The organism is Stenotrophomonas sp. STEN018, from assembly GCF_056760235.1.
Genome location: NZ_JBRREK010000013.1, coordinates 34942 through 50505, shown reverse-complemented (window position 1 = coordinate 50505; position 15564 = coordinate 34942). Strand labels below are relative to the sequence as shown.

Annotated in this window: 15 protein-coding genes and 1 tRNA gene; 6 read left to right on the top strand and 10 right to left on the bottom strand. The window is 64.5% G+C overall.

Going from position 1 to position 15564, the window contains the following annotated elements; all coding sequences use genetic code 11:
* Positions 1–71: 71 nt before the first annotated feature.
* The 8 genes from ychF to ACVOMB_RS07210 form a co-directional block, all read right to left on the bottom strand.
* Positions 72–1163, bottom strand: a complete 1092-nt coding sequence (gene ychF, locus ACVOMB_RS07245; RefSeq protein ID WP_481530566.1) for a redox-regulated ATPase YchF — start codon at positions 1161–1163, stop codon at positions 72–74.
* 84 nt (positions 1164–1247) lie between these two features.
* Positions 1248–1826: an aminoacyl-tRNA hydrolase gene (gene pth, locus ACVOMB_RS07240; protein ID WP_481530565.1), complete on the bottom strand. Its 579-nt coding sequence runs from the start codon at positions 1824–1826 to the stop codon at positions 1248–1250.
* 53 nt (positions 1827–1879) lie between these two features.
* Positions 1880–2482, bottom strand: a complete 603-nt coding sequence (locus tag ACVOMB_RS07235) for a 50S ribosomal protein L25/general stress protein Ctc (RefSeq protein WP_481530564.1) — start codon at positions 2480–2482, stop codon at positions 1880–1882.
* A gap of 105 nt (positions 2483–2587) precedes the next feature.
* Positions 2588–3547 (bottom strand): ribose-phosphate diphosphokinase, encoded by a 960-nt coding sequence (locus ACVOMB_RS07230; protein ID WP_346498821.1) that lies wholly within the window; start codon positions 3545–3547, stop codon positions 2588–2590.
* 108 nt (positions 3548–3655) lie between these two features.
* Positions 3656–3732: transfer RNA gene (locus tag ACVOMB_RS07225), tRNA-Gln, on the bottom strand.
* A gap of 3 nt (positions 3733–3735) precedes the next feature.
* Positions 3736–4614: a 4-(cytidine 5'-diphospho)-2-C-methyl-D-erythritol kinase gene (ispE, locus tag ACVOMB_RS07220; protein WP_481530563.1), complete on the bottom strand. Its 879-nt coding sequence runs from the start codon at positions 4612–4614 to the stop codon at positions 3736–3738.
* Positions 4611–5270, bottom strand: a complete 660-nt coding sequence (gene lolB / locus ACVOMB_RS07215; RefSeq protein ID WP_481530562.1) for a lipoprotein insertase outer membrane protein LolB — start codon at positions 5268–5270, stop codon at positions 4611–4613. The genes ispE and lolB overlap by 4 nt, the downstream gene beginning before the upstream one ends.
* Positions 5267–6949 (bottom strand): tetratricopeptide repeat protein, encoded by a 1683-nt coding sequence (locus ACVOMB_RS07210; protein WP_481530561.1) that lies wholly within the window; start codon positions 6947–6949, stop codon positions 5267–5269. The genes lolB and ACVOMB_RS07210 overlap by 4 nt, the downstream gene beginning before the upstream one ends.
* 67 nt (positions 6950–7016) lie before the next feature.
* Between ACVOMB_RS07210 and hemA the strand changes: the two genes are divergently transcribed.
* The 4 genes from hemA to ppk2 all read left to right on the top strand — a co-directional run bounded on the left by hemA (position 7017) and on the right by ppk2 (position 12084).
* Complete coding sequence (gene hemA / locus ACVOMB_RS07205; RefSeq protein WP_481530560.1) at positions 7017–8300, top strand: glutamyl-tRNA reductase; 1284 nt, start codon at positions 7017–7019, stop codon at positions 8298–8300.
* On the top strand, positions 8278–9363 hold the full coding sequence (gene prfA, locus ACVOMB_RS07200) for a peptide chain release factor 1 (protein ID WP_481530559.1): 1086 nt from the start codon (positions 8278–8280) through the stop codon (positions 9361–9363). Before hemA ends, prfA begins: the two co-directional genes overlap by 23 nt.
* A 178-nt stretch (positions 9364–9541) precedes the next feature.
* Complete coding sequence (locus tag ACVOMB_RS07195; protein ID WP_481530558.1) at positions 9542–11245, top strand: O-linked N-acetylglucosamine transferase, SPINDLY family protein; 1704 nt, start codon at positions 9542–9544, stop codon at positions 11243–11245.
* A gap of 41 nt (positions 11246–11286) precedes the next feature.
* On the top strand, positions 11287–12084 hold the full coding sequence (ppk2, locus tag ACVOMB_RS07190) for a polyphosphate kinase 2 (protein WP_481530557.1): 798 nt from the start codon (positions 11287–11289) through the stop codon (positions 12082–12084).
* 392 nt (positions 12085–12476) lie between these two features.
* On the opposite strand, the gene ACVOMB_RS07185 is transcribed toward ppk2, so the two are convergent.
* Entirely contained in the window at positions 12477–13040 is a 564-nt protein-coding gene (locus ACVOMB_RS07185; protein ID WP_481530556.1) for a TlpA family protein disulfide reductase, read from the bottom strand.
* A complete protein-coding gene (locus tag ACVOMB_RS07180; RefSeq protein ID WP_481530555.1) occupies positions 13037–14311 on the bottom strand; it encodes a YihY family inner membrane protein in 1275 nt (424 codons plus the stop codon). Before ACVOMB_RS07180 ends, ACVOMB_RS07185 begins: the two co-directional genes overlap by 4 nt.
* A gap of 78 nt (positions 14312–14389) precedes the next feature.
* Here ACVOMB_RS07180 and wrbA point away from each other — a divergent pair, with 78 nt between their 5' ends.
* Together wrbA and ACVOMB_RS07170 are read left to right on the top strand one after the other, a co-directional pair.
* Complete coding sequence (gene wrbA, locus ACVOMB_RS07175; RefSeq protein WP_481530554.1) at positions 14390–14983, top strand: NAD(P)H:quinone oxidoreductase; 594 nt, start codon at positions 14390–14392, stop codon at positions 14981–14983.
* The gene (locus ACVOMB_RS07170) at positions 14980–15324 is read left to right on the top strand and encodes a DUF2069 domain-containing protein (RefSeq protein WP_481530553.1); all 345 of its coding nucleotides are present in this window, start codon (positions 14980–14982) and stop codon (positions 15322–15324) included. Before wrbA ends, ACVOMB_RS07170 begins: the two co-directional genes overlap by 4 nt.
* Positions 15325–15564 lie beyond the last annotated feature (240 nt).

The following is a 15564-nucleotide window of genomic DNA, read 5'->3' as shown; positions in this document are numbered from 1 at the left end:
CACACAACAAATCACACATACAACAAGGCCCCGCAATGCGGGGCCTTGTTGGTACTGCAGCATCCAAAGGATCAGACGTTGAAGCGGAAATGCAGCACGTCGCCTTCCTTGACGATGTAGTCCTTGCCTTCCAGGCGCAGGCGGCCGGCTTCCTTGGCGCCCTGCTCACCCTTGAGGTTGATGAAGTCCTCGTAGCTGATGGTTTCGGCGCGGATGAAGCCACGCTCGAAGTCGGTATGGATCACGCCTGCTGCCTGCGGCGCGGTCGAACCAGCGCGCAGCTGCCATGCGCGCACTTCCTTCACACCTGCGGTGAAGTAGGTCTGCAGGCCGAGCAGCTTGTAGCCAGCGCGGATCACGCGGTTCAGGCCCGGCTCTTCCAGACCCAGGTCCTTGAGGAACTCATCGCGGTCGGCGTCATCCAGCTGCGCCATTTCTTCTTCGATCGCCGCACACACCGGCACCACTTCGGCACCTTCGGCCTCGGCGCGCGCGCGCACCACGTCCAGCAGCGGATTGTTCTCGAAACCGTCTTCAGCGACGTTGGCGATGTACATCAGCGGCTTCAGCGTGATCAGGAACATGTCACGGATCAGAGCCTTCTCATCGGCATCAAGGCCGGCCGAACGCGCCGATTTACCCTGGTCCAGCGCCGAAGCCAGCTTCTCCAGCACCGGCTTGCGCGCCAGTGCTTCCTTGTCGTTGGCCTTGGCTGCGCGGGTAGCGCGATCCAGTGCCTTCAACACCGATTCCAGATCAGCCAGCGCCAGCTCGGTATCGATGGTTTCGATATCGGCGATCGGGTCGACCTTGTTGGAAACGTGGATGACGTTGCCGTCTTCGAAGCAGCGCACGACGTGGGCGATGGCATCGGTCTCGCGGATATGGGCCAGGAACTTGTTGCCCAGGCCTTCACCCTTGGACGCACCAGCGACCAGACCGGCGATGTCGACGAACTCCATCGTGGTCGGGATCACCCGTTCCGGCTTGACGATTGCCGCCAGCGCATCAAGGCGCGGATCCGGCACCGGCACCACGCCCGTGTTCGGCTCGATCGTGCAGAACGGGAAGTTGGCCGCAGCGATACCCGCCTTGGTCAGCGCATTGAACAGGGTCGACTTGCCGACATTGGGCAGACCGACGATGCCGCATTTGATACCCATGCTTGAACTCCCGTGAATGGAAAATCGGGAATGGAGAAGCGGAAGGGCCTATCGCCGTTCCATTCCCCATTCCCCATTTTTCGCTCACTTGGTGGTGTGCAACCGCTTCATTGCTTCGCTGAAATCGCCGGCTACCGCCAACGGCATCACGTCGATGGCCGCATCGATTGCCTGCGCCATCAGTATGGCGTCGTCTGGCGACGGACGGCCCAGCACCCAACCCACCACGCGGTCCTTGTGACCGGGATGGCCGATGCCAAGACGCAGACGGTGGAACTTGCCATGACCGAGCAGACGGATGGTGTCACGCAGGCCATTCTGGCCACCATGACCGCCGTCGAACTTGAGCCGAGCCACGCCGGGCGGCATGTCCAGTTCGTCATGTGCAATCAGGGTTTCTTCCGGCTCGATCTTCCAGAACCGCTGCGCGGCGGTGACCGATTTACCGGCGAGATTCATGTAAGTGGACGGCTTCAACAGCCATACCGGCTGTCCAGCAATCTCGACCTTGGCGACTTCGCCAAACAATTTGCTTTCCAGCGCCCAGCGCGCGCCCTGCCGCTCTGCCAGGGCCTCAACGAAATGAAACCCAGCGTTGTGCCGGGTTCGGGCGTGTTCGGGTCCGGGGTTGCCGAGACCAACGATCAATCGCAAGCCAGTCATCTGTCAGATACACCTGCTGCGCCCGCTCCGAAGAGCGGGCGCAACATAGCCGATTACTCGGCTGCTGCTTCTTCTGCAGCGGCGGTCTTGGCGATGACAACTGCGTCGTCATGGCCCTTGCCCAGCTTCAGTGCCGGGATTTCAACGCCAGCCGGCAGCTTCAGGCCCGACAGGTAGATCACGTCGCCAGCCTTCAGGGCGCCCAGGTCGACTTCGATCGACTCCGGCAGGTCCTTCGGCAAGCAGGCGATAGCCACTTCCTTCAGTTCGTGGGTGACCAGTACGTCGGCAGCCTTGCCAGCCGGCGAGGTGTCTTCGTTGATGAAGGTCAGCGGCACCGAAGCGTGCAGCACTTCATTTTCGTTCACGCGCTGGAAATCCAGGTGCATGACCAGCTGCTTGTACGGGTGACGCTGCATGTCACGCAGCAGCACCTTGTGGATGGTGCCGTCGAGGTTCAGGTCGATGATCGAGGAGTAGAACCAATCGTTGAACTGGGCCAGCCAGATTTCATTGTGGTTGAACTCGACCTTCACCGGCTCCTTGTCACCGCCGTAAACGATACCCGGGACCACACCGGCATGACGCAGGCGGCGGCTCGCACCCTGACCTTGCACGTCACGACGGGCGACTTTGATTTCGTGGGACTTTGCCATGTTGACTACTCTAGGTTGTTGCACCGCCTCGCGGCGCTGCGTAAAGACTCTTCCGCGACCAGAAGAGCCTGTTGTGATCCCCGGACAAGCCGGGGACCGGATCCATCAATCCACGTACATCGAGCTGACCGACTCACCGAAGGCGATGCGACGCATCGTCTCGGCCAGCATTTCGGCCACGCTGATCTGGCGGATCTTGGGACAGACGCGGGCCACTTCGGAAAGCGGAATCGTGTCGGTCACCACCAGCTCATCGAGCTGGGAGTTGTTCAAATTGTCCACCGCCGGGCCCGAGAGCACGGCGTGGGTGCAGTACGCGGCAACCTTGAGTGCACCGCGCGCCTTGAGGGCGGCAGCGGCAGCGCACAGGGTGCCGGCGGTGTCGACGATATCGTCGACCATTACGCAGGTCTTGCCTTCAACGTCACCGATGATGTTCATCACGGTGGCAACGTTGGCACGCGGGCGGCGCTTGTCGATGATGGCCAGGTCGGCATCATCCAGGCGCTTTGCCACGGCGCGGGCGCGTACCACGCCGCCTACGTCCGGGCTGACCACGATCAGGTTGTCGGTGCCGTAGACGCGCCAGATGTCGGCCAGCAACAGCGGCGACGCATAGACGTTATCGACCGGCATGTCGAAGAAACCCTGAATCTGATCGGCGTGCAGGTCGACCGTGAGGATCTGGTCGGTGTGCACGGCCGAGAACATCTTTGCAGCAACCTTTGCGGTGATCGGCACGCGCGAGGAGCGCATGCGACGGTCCTGGCGGGCGTAGCCGAAGTACGGTACCACCGCAGTGACGGAGGCGGCGCTCGCGCGCTTGAGCGCGTCGATGATCACCAGCAGTTCCATCAGGTTTTCGGCACTTGGAGCGCCGGTGGACTGAACCACGAAAACGTCCTGCTTACGCACGTTCTCCTGGATCTCGACCTGCACTTCACCATCGGAAAACTTGGAAACCAGTGCCTTGCCCGGTCTTACCCCGAGTTCCTTGCAGATGCTCTGCGCAAGGTGTTTATTGGCATTGCCGGAAAAGACCAGCAGGTTCGGGGAATCTTGCATGACAGCTCTCTCGGGCGGGGGCGAGTAGCAAATGGAAACGTGATTACTGCAGCGATGGCGCGGGTGTCGCAGGCGCACATCCATTGCGCTTACAGCGTTGGGAGTGTGTGGCAGGGGCGGTAGGATTCGAACCTACGAATGCCAGGATCAAAACCTGGTGCCTTGGGCCTCTTGGCGACGCCCCTGCATCAAACAATTCCCGTCGTTTCCAGCGCATCAAGCAGTGGCGAGCGATCAACACCCGCAGCTACCCAAGCTCGCAGTTGCGACGGCAATTCCGCCAAGGCCTGCTCTGCAGCAGCGCGCGTAGCGAACTCGACGAAACAACCGCTTCCCGACCCCGTGAGTCGTGCCCGACCAATACCTGACAAGGCCTGGAACGTCGCCTCGATGGCAGGTTCCTGGCGCCGTAGTACCGGCTCGAACGCATTTCCGAGGACGGTCCCGGAAGCGAAGTCCGCTATTTTCACGGGCTTGGCATCCCGCGTCAAATGCTGTGAGCGAAAAAGTTCAGCCGTGGGTACGTGAACACCCGGATCCACCAGCAAATACCATGCTTCCGGCAATTCTATCGGCGTCAGCAATTCGCCCACACCTTCGGCCCAGGCGCTGCGCCCGCGCACAAATACCGGCACATCGGCACCTAGACCGACACCCAGCGCGGCCAGCGCATCCTCGTCCAGCCCGGTGCCCCACAGCGCGTTCAGCGCCACCAGCACCGTCGCCGCGTCAGATGAGCCACCGCCAAAGCCGCCGCCGGCCGGAATCCGCTTTTCGACCCGGATATCGACACCTTTGCCGCAATTGGTCGCATTTTTGAGCGCGATGGCCGCACGAACCACCAGATCATCAGCTTCGGCAACGCCAGCCACCGATGGCCCGTCGCGATGCACCTTGCCGTCTTCACGCAGGCGCAGGCCGATGCGATCCCCCCAATCCAGCAGCCGGAAGACGGTCTGCAGCACGTGGTAACCATCAGCACGGCGGCCGGTGATATGCAGAAACAGGTTCAGCTTGGCCGGGGCCGGCCAATGCGACCAGCCCGCGACGTCAACAACGGCAGTCATGGCGCGTCCGCACCCCATTCATCCACGATCAGACGGACCTTGGCGTCGCCATTGACCGCTTCGATCCGGCGCGGCACGGACGGACGCCCGGCTTGCGCCGGATACCAGTCCAGATAATCCACCTGCCAGCCCTGCTGGCGTAGCACCCGCGGCCGCCCTTCAGCGTCGAAACCAAGGTGCTCGGGGCTGGCACCGGCGCTGGGCAGGCCCCGTACCCACTCCGCCAGCTGGGCGACCGGGATTTCCCAACCGGTGGCCTGCAACAGCAGCTGGCCGGCGTCATCGGCCGTGCGCGGACCGCCTTCAAGGCCGTCCAGACGCACCGCCTGCCCGGACTCACCGCCGCTGAGCTGCCAGCTCTGGCGGGTGACCGGCGCCGCCAGACTGACCTGATAGGCCGGCCCGCGCTGCAGCCAGTCGATCCGGCCATTGCCGCCGTTGCGCCCCTTGCTGATCGCTACCCGGCCCTGGAAGGACCAGTTCGGCTGCGCCTGCAAGGCGGCCTGCCGCTGTTGCTCGGCCGCCTGTGCCTGCGCGGACACCTGCGCCACTTCAGCCGCTACCGGTGCCGCCTGACGCTTGGGCACCGAACCACAGGCAGCCAGCGTTCCTACCATCAGCAGCGCCAACGGCGCCCGCCACATCATTACGTTCATACACCCAACTTTTCGATCGCACGCTGCAGCGCGCGGTTGTCCGGATCCAGCTTGCGGGCCTCATCGAAGTAGCGCCGGGCTTCGTCTTTCTGGCCCAGCACCCACAGCACTTCGCCTACGTGCGCAGCGATCTCCGGGTCCTTGTTCAAGGTCCAGGCACGGCGCAGATGCACCAACGCCTCGTCGTTGCGGCCCAGGCGATACAACACCCAACCGTAGCTGTCGACGATGGCGGCATTGTCCGGCTCGGCCACGCGCGCGCGGTCAATCAGCTCCAATGCCTCCTGGTAGCGCTGGGTGCGGTCCGCCAGGGTGTAGCCCAGCGCATTGAGCGCCGCCACGTTCTCGGGCTCGGCAACCAGCACCTTGCGCAGATCAGCCTCGGCGCGCGGCACATTGTCATTGCGCTCCCAGGCCAGCGCACGGGCGTACAGCAAGGCACTGTCATCGGGAAACGCAGCCAGGCCACGCGCCAGCACATCGAATTCGGCCTTGGTCTGGCCATCGCGCAGCTGCAGCTCGGATTCGAGCAGATAGGCGTCGCGGCGCACATCGTCGTCCAGCGAGGCATCGGCCTGCACCGCCTGCACTTCCTTGGCAGCGCGCGCCTTGTCACCCATCAGGTGCAGCGCATTGACCGCGCGCAGCTGCGCCTCACCGCGATGCTCGCCACCGGGCACGCCGTGATACCAATCCACGGCCTCTTGATAGCGCTTCAGGTATTCAGCGATCTTGCCCAGCAGCAGGCGCTGGTCGGGGTCCGGCTTGCTGGCCTTGGCTGCGATGTCCTGATACAGCGCCAACAGCGCTACATCGTCCTTCTGCTTGGCCAACAGCGAGGCACGCATGCCCCAGCTCTGCAGGTTCTGCTCACCGACCGACAACACATGTTCGGCGGCAGCGGTCTCACCCAGCGTGTCATAGGCGATGGCCAGCGCACCGCGCAGCTCGTCGTCCTTCTCCGCCTTGGGCTCGATGCCCTTGAGCAGGGCCAGCGCCTCGTCCTTCTTGCCGGCCTGGTTGAGCTGGGAGGCATGCAGCAGCGCCACCCGCGGCTCATCCGGGAAGCGTCGCACCACCTCGCCCACCATCCGCCGCGACAGTTCCGGGCTCTCCATGCGCAGGGCCAGCCGGCCAAATTCCTGCCAAGCCTCCAGATCATTGGGGATCGCATTGGCATCCACCAGCATGCCAAGCACCTGCGCTGGCACCGCCGGATCGCGGCCACCGGTGGCAAGGGCCAGCAGCGCATAGCGCCAGGCCCGCGGCTCAGGTGAACGCAGCACCGCCAGCAGCTCCTTGCGGGCCAGCTTGGCGTCGCCATTGCGCATGGCCAGCGCGCCACGGGTGCCGCGCACCGCTACCGAACCGGGATCGCGTTGTGCCCACAGGGCCAGCGCCTGCTCGGCGCGGTCGGCGTCATCGGCCAGCATGGCGATGCGGGTGGCACGCTCGGCCAGACCCACGTCACCCTTGGCTTCCTGGGCGGCCTGCAGGTACCAGCGGGCGGCGTCGGGCAGCTTGCCCGCCTGCAGCGAGAACTCGCCGGCCAGCACCGGGGTCAGCGGCAGGCCTTCAGCCGCCAACGGCGCGCGAATCGGCGCAGCTGGGGCCGCCAGCGCCGGAAAAACCGGCAGGGAAAGCAACAGAACGGTGCATATGCGATTGAATACGGGCATCTGGCGCAACCGGGCCGTAAAATGGCGGCCTTCAACAGCCAGCAGCTTATCGCAAGCAACTGAACAGATGACCCTGTGGGTGCTCGGACTGAATCACCAGACTGCGCCGGTAGAACTGCGCGAACGCGCTGCCTTTGGCGGAGACGCCTTGCCGCGCGCGATGGATTCATTGCGGCAGACCCCGCAACTGGCCGAGGCGGTGCTGCTGTCCACCTGCAACCGCACCGAGCTGTATGCCGTTGCCGAGGACAGCAAGGCCCTGAGCCATTGGCTGGAACACCACGCCGGTAGCCTGCAGGGCTATCTCTACCAGCACAGCGACGGTGAAGCCGTACGCCACCTGTTCCGGGTCGCCACCGGGCTGGATTCGATGGTGCTCGGCGAACCGCAGATCCTGGGCCAGGTAAAAGATGCCTGGGCGCTGGCCCACGACAGCGGCGCAATCGGGCAACAATTGGACCGGTTGTTCCAGCAGACCTTCTCCGTGGCCAAGCGTGCCCGCACCGACACCCGCGTCGGCGCCAACCCAATCTCGGTGGCCTCCACTGCGGTGCGGCTGGCGCAGGACTCGTTCGCGCGCATGGACGAATCCACCGTGCTGCTGGTCGGTGCCGGCGAAACCATGGAACTGGTCGCCAAGCATCTGAGCGACGCCAAGGTGAAGCGGCTGCTGATCGCCAACCGCACGCTGGCCAATGCGCAGGATCTGGCCAGCCGCCACGGCGGCGTGGCGCTGCCCTTGACCGAGCTGGAGCGCCATCTGGGCGAAGCCGACGTCGTGTTCTCGGCCACCGCCGCACGCGAGCCGGTGATCCTGCATCGTCAGGTCGCCAACGCGCTGCGCCTGCGCCGGCACAAGCCGATGCTGCTGTTCGACCTGGCCGTGCCGCGCGATATCGAAGCCGAGGTTGGCACGCTGGCCGACGCCTACCTGTACACCGTGGATGACCTGGAGCGGGCGGTGGAAGAAAACCGCCGTGGCCGCCGCGAGGCCGCCGCCGAGGCCGAATCCATCATCGACCTGCAGGTCACCCGCTATCTGGAAAACCTGCGCGCCGCACGCCTGCAGGCACCCATCCGGCAGCTGCGGGCGTTCGGCGAGGCAACCCGCGCCGAATTGCTGGCCAAGGCCCGGCAACAGCTGGCCCATGGCAAACTGCCTGACGAAGTACTGGAGCAGCTGGCGCACGGCTTGACCAACCGCCTGCTGCATCCACCCACCGCCGCCCTGCGCCAAGCCGCGCAGGATGGCGATACCGATCTCACCCGCGCCGCCGAGCGCCTGTTCCCGGCCACACCCGGGTATCACCACCCTGTTGCGAGGAATGATGACGCCGACCCTGCGCCGTAAGCTGCTGGCACTGGCCGAGCGCCGAGAAGAACTGGAACGCCTGCTTTCCGAACCCGATGTCGTCGCCGACAACGAGCGTTTCCGCAATCTTTCCCGCGAATTCTCGCAACTGGAACCCATCGCCAACGCGCTGGCCGACGAAACCCGTGCTCTGGCAGATCTTGCCTCGGCCGAAGCCATGCGCAACGACCCGGAACTGCGCGAGCTGGCCGAAGAAGAAATCGCCAGTGCACAGGCCCGCCTGCAAGCGCTGGACGAGGAATTGGCGCTACTGCTGGTACCGCGTGACCCGCGCGACGAAGGCAATCTGTTCCTGGAAGTGCGCGCTGGCACCGGCGGCGATGAAGCGGCGATCTTTGCCGGCGACCTGTTCCGCATGTACGCCCGCTATGCCGAGCGCCAGGGCTGGAAGGTAGAGATTGAATCCGACAACCCCGGCGAACACGGTGGCTACAAGGAAGTGGTGGCACGCGTGGTTGGCCGCGGCGCCTATTCCAAGCTGAAGTTCGAATCCGGCACGCACCGTGTGCAACGCGTACCGGCGACCGAATCGCAGGGCCGCATCCACACCTCGGCCGCAACGGTGGCAATCATTCCCGAAGCCGATGATGTCGAAGACGTGGTGATCAACCCCGCCGATCTGCGCGTGGACACCTACCGCTCCTCCGGCGCCGGCGGCCAGCACGTCAACAAGACCGAGTCGGCGATCCGCATCACCCACATCCCCACCGGCGTGGTGGTGGAATGCCAGACCGAGCGCAGCCAGCACGCCAACCGCGACAAGGCGATGAAACGCCTGAAGGCGCAGCTGCTGGATGCCGAGCGCAGCAAGCAAGCCGCTGCGCAGGCCGAATCGCGCCGCCTGCAGGTAGGCAGTGGTGACCGCAGCCAGCGCATCCGCACCTATAGCTTCCCGCAGGGCCGCATCACCGACCACCGCGTCGAAGGCCTGACCCTGTACGACCTGCCCAACATCATCGAGGGCGGCCTGGACGATTTGATCGCCCGCCTGCAGCACGAGCATCAGGTGGATGAGCTGGCGCGGTTGGCTGAAGGGACGTAAGCGCTTTGCTCCCTCCCTTATGCGCAGCATAGGGGAGGGGTAGCTTTGGCTTTGGCTGCTGCTTCTGGATTTGGCCTTAGTCACCAGCCCAGAGCAAAATCAAAAGTCACCCCTCCCCAGCCCTCCCCTACGCTGTCGCGTAAGGGAGGGAGCAGAGCAACAAAGCAAAGCCAGGCCCATGACCAACGAACGCGACCAGCTCCGCCATGCCGTCACCCGTCAACCCGGTGACTTCATCGCCTGGGTGATGCTGGCCGACGCCGAGCTCGGCGCTGGCGACATGGCCGCAGGTGAGGCCGCAGCAGCAAGAGCCCTGCAACTGCGTCCGCAGCATCCGGAAGCTCTCGCCCGGCTCGGCCGCGCCCGCTGGATGCAAGGCAGGCATGACGAAGCCGCCGCACTGCTGCAGCACGCCTGCCAGCTTGCCCCGCAGCACCCCGGCATGGCCTTGTGGCTGGGTCATGTACTGGAAGACGCCAACCAACCCGAAGCCGCCGCCGATGCCTATCGACGCGCGCATACCTTGGCGCCGGACGAAGCCTATATGGCCGCGCAGCGCCTGAACTGGCAGCGCCGGCTCTGCGATTGGCGCGACCTCGACGCACTCTCGCAGCAGGTACGCCGCGCGGTCGCGCAAGGCAATCCCGCCGTTGAGCCCTTCGCCTTTCTCAGCGAAGAGGCCAGCGCCGCAGAACAACTGGCCTGTGCGCGGCAACGTGCCAGCGTGCTGGCCCAAGCCATTCCGCGCCTGCCGGCAACGCAGGTGCGCGCGCAAGGCGCGCTGCGCGTGGGCTTTCTTTCCAACGGCTTCGGTGCGCATCCGACCGGCCTGTTGACGGTCGCCTTGTTGGAGCATCTGCACGCACAGCCGCAACTGCAGATACATCTGTTCGCGCTCAACAGCGACGACGGCAGCGGCATCCGCCAACGCCTGCAGGCCGCTGCCGGGCAGCTGCATGACGTCAGCGGCCAAGCGCATGCGGTAATTGCGCAGCGTATCCGCGCCGCTGGCATCGACCTGCTGTTCGACCTGCGCGGTTGGGGCGGTGGTGGCACGCCCGAAGTACTGGCCATGCGCCCGGCACCGCTGCAGTTGAACTGGCTGGCCTACCCCGGCACCTCTGGTGCGCCATGGATCGACTACGTTGTCGCCGATGGTTTCGTGCTGCCGCCAGCTTTGGAATCAGGTTTCAGCGAAAAGGTGCTGCGCCTGCCACGCGCCTTCCAGCCTTCGGACAACACGCGCCCTGTTCAGTCACCGCCCTCGCGCAGCGACTGCGGCCTACCGGAAACCGGCGTGGTGTTCTGCTGCTTCAACAACAGCTACAAGCTCAATCCTCGCAGCGTCGAGCGGCTATTGCAGATACTGCTTGGCGTTCCTGGCAGCGTGCTGTGGTTGCTGTCCGGGCCAGGCAAGGCCGACCAGCGCCTGCAGCAAGTCGCCCGCCAACGCGGTGTGGATCCAGCAAGACTGGTGTTCATGCACAAACTGCCGCATCCGCAATATCTGGCCCGCTACCAGCATGCCGATCTGTTCCTGGATACACACCCCTACAACGCCCACACCACGGCGTCCGACGCGCTATGGGCTGGCTGCCCGGTACTGACCGCACCGGGCGATACCTTTGCCGCGCGCGTGGCGGGCAGCCTCAACCATCACCTGGGCATGGGCTATATGAATGTCGCCGATGACCAAGCCTTCGTCGCCACCGCAATCGCATTGGGTAATGATGCCGCCGCCCTGCAGGCCACGCGCCAGCAGCTGAGCGAAGCCCGCGAGCGCAGCAACCTGTTCGACATGGCCGGCTTCGCCAGCGACCTGACCCAGCTGCTGCAACAGCTGGCCAGCGCCCATGGCTGGCGCGACGCTGACATTGGCTGACATGCGATTGGGTTAGGCTCGGCATTCCACAAGGAGCGACCATGGGCAAGCTCAAGCGCAAGGCGTACGAACAGTTGCTGGAACCGATGCAGCTGGAACTGGCCAACATGGCACGCTGGGCCCAGCACTGCGGGCAGCGCGTGCTGGTGCTGTTCGAAGGCCGCGACACCGCCGGCAAGGGCGGCGTCATCCAGGACATCGCCAAACACGTCAATCCGCGCCAGTGCCGGGTGGTGGCGCTGCCCAAGCCCAACGAGCGCGAAGACAGCCAGTGGTACTTCCAGCGCCATATTGCGCACCTTCCCGCCGCCGGCGAGATCGTGCTGATGGACCGCAGCTGGTACAACCGCGCCGGCGTTGAAAAGGTGATGGGCTACTGCACCGATGCGCAGTACAAGGCCTTCCTCAAGCAGACCCCGGCATTTGAAAAGCTGCTGGTGGACGATGGCATCCTGCTGTTCAAGTACTGGCTGTGCGTGGACCAGGAACAACAGGAAAAGCGCTTTGCCGAGCGCCGCGACGATCCGCTCAAGGGCTGGAAGCTGTCGCCGATCGACCTGAAATCGCGGCAGGAATACAACGCCTACACCCAGGCCCGCGAAGCCATGCTGGAAGCCACCCACACCGCACAGGCACCGTGGACGCTGGTCGATTTCAACGACCAGAAGCGTGGCCGCTTGACCCTGATCCGTGACCTGCTGGATCGCCTGCCGGATACCCACATCGACGAGCCCGTCATCGAGCTACAGCCGCTGCCGGGAAAACCCAAGAAAGAAAAGTACGGCGTCGTGAAGCCGATTGCGCCGTTCGCGGTGGATGAAGAAGCAGCCAAACCATAGCGCGCGCCCGGCCCCTGTAGTGCCGAGCCATGCTCGGCAGAGGCTTTCCAGCAGTGCCCCAAAGGCTGCCCTCACCCCAACCCCTCTCCCGTGAACGGGAGAGGGGCTTGTAGTGCCGAGCCATGCTCGGCAGGGGCGTTACCAACCATGTCGCAGAAACGACGTAAACCGCGAAGCTGGCATTGCGCGGAGAGCTGAAAAGCTACCCCTCCCCAGCCCTCCCCTTCGCTACGCGAAAGGGCGGGAGCGGTTTTCGGCAATCTGCCAGATGGTCACGATACCGCTCCTGCCCCCTCCCTTTCGCGCAGCGAAGGGGAGGGTTGGGGAGGGGTGCTCTTGGCTTCAAAGCTTTTCGCCCCCGCCTCGAAGCTCCAACCCAAAAACCAGCATCCTCAAACCGCCTTACCACCCGCAGCCACAATCGCCTGCTCGATCTCCTGCGCATTCACCGGCCCCAAAAACTGCCTGGCCACCTTGCCGTCGGGCCCAATCAGGTAGGTCATCGGCAAGCCGCGCGGGGTAGCAAAATCCTTCGGCGGGCTGAAGGTATCGATGATGGCGATCGGATACGCCACCGGGTGCTCCTTCAAGAACGCCTGCATCTCGTCCAGCTCGATGTCCTCATACGCCAGGCCTACCACTTCCACATTGCTGCGCATGGCATGCAGTGCCGACAACTCCGGCATTTCCTGCAGGCAGGGTGCGCACCAGGTGGCCCAGAAATTCACCACCACCCACTGTCCACGGTGCGTGGCCAGGTCATAGGTCTTGCCGTCGACGGTCGGCACCTGCAACTGCGGTATTTCCACCGTCTGCTGCACCACGGCGGGCTGCGTCGCCTCCGGCGCGGCCGGTGCCTCAGGTGCAGGAGCCGGCGTAGCCACCGGCGTCTGGGCCGGCTTGCATGCAGCCACGGCCAGCATCAGCAGCACGGCAGGAACGAACTTGTTGATCATCGACTATCTCCGCGCTCTACATAGATGTCATCCACACGGCGCTTGAGCAGTTCGCGCAACGGCAGACGTAGTTGATCCAGGGCATTGCAGGCCGCTTGCCCGAGGCTGTCCTCGCGCATCGGCAGATATTCCTCGGCAACCGGAATACGCAGCTGCGAACTTTCGTACAGTTCATGCAGGCTGATGCTGTCCAGATCGCGCGCCAGCAGCCATTCACCGCGCTCATCACGGCGCAGCACGCCGATGACTTCCATCTGCTCCAGCAACTGCTGCAGCAAAGAGTCGGTGAGCATGGGTTCCAGCAACAACAGTTGATCTTCAGCAAGCCCCTGCCCTTGCTGCCGCGCCTCGCGGAAGCGCCCCAACAGGCGCAGCAGACCATAAAGCTCACAGCCCTGCGGCAGCCGCAACGCCACCGGTTGATAGCGGAATGCGGCAATCGACGAGGCCAGTGATGCACCCAGCAAGACCGACACCCAGCTCAGGTAGATCCACAGCAGCAGGATCGGCACGAAGGCCACCGTGCCATAGAGCTTCTGATAGGACTGGAAACTGCCCAGATACAGGCCCATGCCCCACTTCACCAGTTCCAGCATCAGCACCGCCAGCAGCGCGCCGGGAATGGCGTGGCGCCACTTCACGGTGTGGTGTGGCACCACCCGGTAGATCAGCACCACACAGACGAATTCGATCAGTACCGGGGCCAGCCGCAAGCCAAGATCGGCCAGCCAGCGGCCCTCGGTCGTGCCGAACAAAGGCAGCGACAACACTTTCGCCGAGATCGCCAACGAAGCGGCGGCGAGCAAAGCGCCCAGGGTCAGCACCGTCCAATAGACCAGGAAGCGGGTCAGCTGCGGTCGCGCCGAAGCCACCCGCCAGATGCGATTGAAGGTCTGCTCGACGCTGTTGAGGGTGATCAGCAGCGACACCACCAAGGCCAGGAAACCTGCGGCGGTCAGCTGCCCGGCACTGGCCGAGAACTGCTTCAGATAGCCTTCGGCCGCACGTGCCGCCGAGGGTACGAAGTTGGAGAACACGTAGTCGCTGAGCGCTTCGCTCCAACGGTCGAACATAGGGAACGCCGACAGCACCCCGAACACGACAATAGCCAGCGGCACCAGCGCGAACACCGTGGTGTAGGCCAACGAGCCAGCGGCCTGGAACAGGCGGTCATCGAGGAAGCGCTTCCACAGGAAGCGCCCGAAGCTGACGTTGCGCGCCCGGTCACGCAGGCGCTCCATCCATAGGTTGAGTGAATCCAAAGGTTCCATTCGGCAAGGGTACCCGATGCAAAGCGCGGGCCGCATCGTTGATACTGCCGGTTCCTGTAAGAGTGAGTGAATGCTGCGATGGCGGAAATTCTGGTGCTTTACTACAGCCGTGGCGGTTCGGTGGCCCGGCTGGCGCGGCAGATCGCCCGCGGTATCGGCGAGGTGCCGGGCATGAGCGCCCGCCTGCGCACGGTGCCGCCGGTCGCCGCCGTCACCCAGACCAGTGCCCCGCCTGTACCCGAGGATGGCGCCCCCTACGTGGACATCGCCGATCTGGCCGAATGCGATGGCATCGTGCTGGGCAGCCCTACCCGCTTCGGCAATATGGCCGCGCCGGTCAAGCATTTCATCGATGGCCTGGGCGCGGAATGGGTCAACGGCACCCTGGCCGGCAAGCCGGCGGCGGTGTTCACTTCCACCGCCTCGATGCATGGCGGCCAGGAGTCGACCCTGTTGTCGATGCACCTGCCGCTGCTGCACCACGGCTGCCTGATCGTCGGCATCCCCTTCACCGAGCCGGCACTGAGTCACACCACCAGCGGCGGCACGCCGTATGGCGCCAGCCATGTGGCCGGTACCCAGGATGATCCGCAGCCCACCGACGATGAGGCCGTGCTGGCGCGGGCATTGGGTCGACGGGTGGCCGATATCGCCCGGCGTCTGGCGCAATGAGCGGCCGCAGCCGCGATCTGACCCTGGCCTTGGCGCTGGCGCTGCTGGCTGGGCTGTATGCGTGGTGGTTCCGCGCCGATCGCCATCTGCTGGCAGTGGCCTTGGTGTTTGTGGCGCCGCCGGTAATGTTGTTGCTTGGCGTACTGGCGCAGCGCGCGGTGGCGCGCTTCTGGGCCGGGGTATTGGCGCTGTTCTGGTTCAGCCACGGCGTGATGAGCGCCTGGAGCCACCGCGACACCGCCCTGTATGCGTGGATCGAGATCGTCCTGGCGCTGCTGATCGTGGCCCTGGTCAGCGTCCCCGGCATGCGCGCCCGCTTTGCCGCCAAGAAAGCCCGATAACGCCGGTCTGCCCAGTGTAGAGCCGAGCCATGCTCGGCTGGGGCGTTACCGCGGAACCCGTTTGTAGGAGCGGTGTAAGCCGCGAAGCCGGCATCAATGAAACTGCAGACAGGCTGGTGATCTGATGGGCCACCGGCTTCGCGGCTGACGCCGCTCCCACAAGTGCTGATGCGGCACCAGGCAAGCCCCAGCCAAGCATGGCTCGGCTCTACCTCCATCCTGCCGCATTCCAGACCAGCG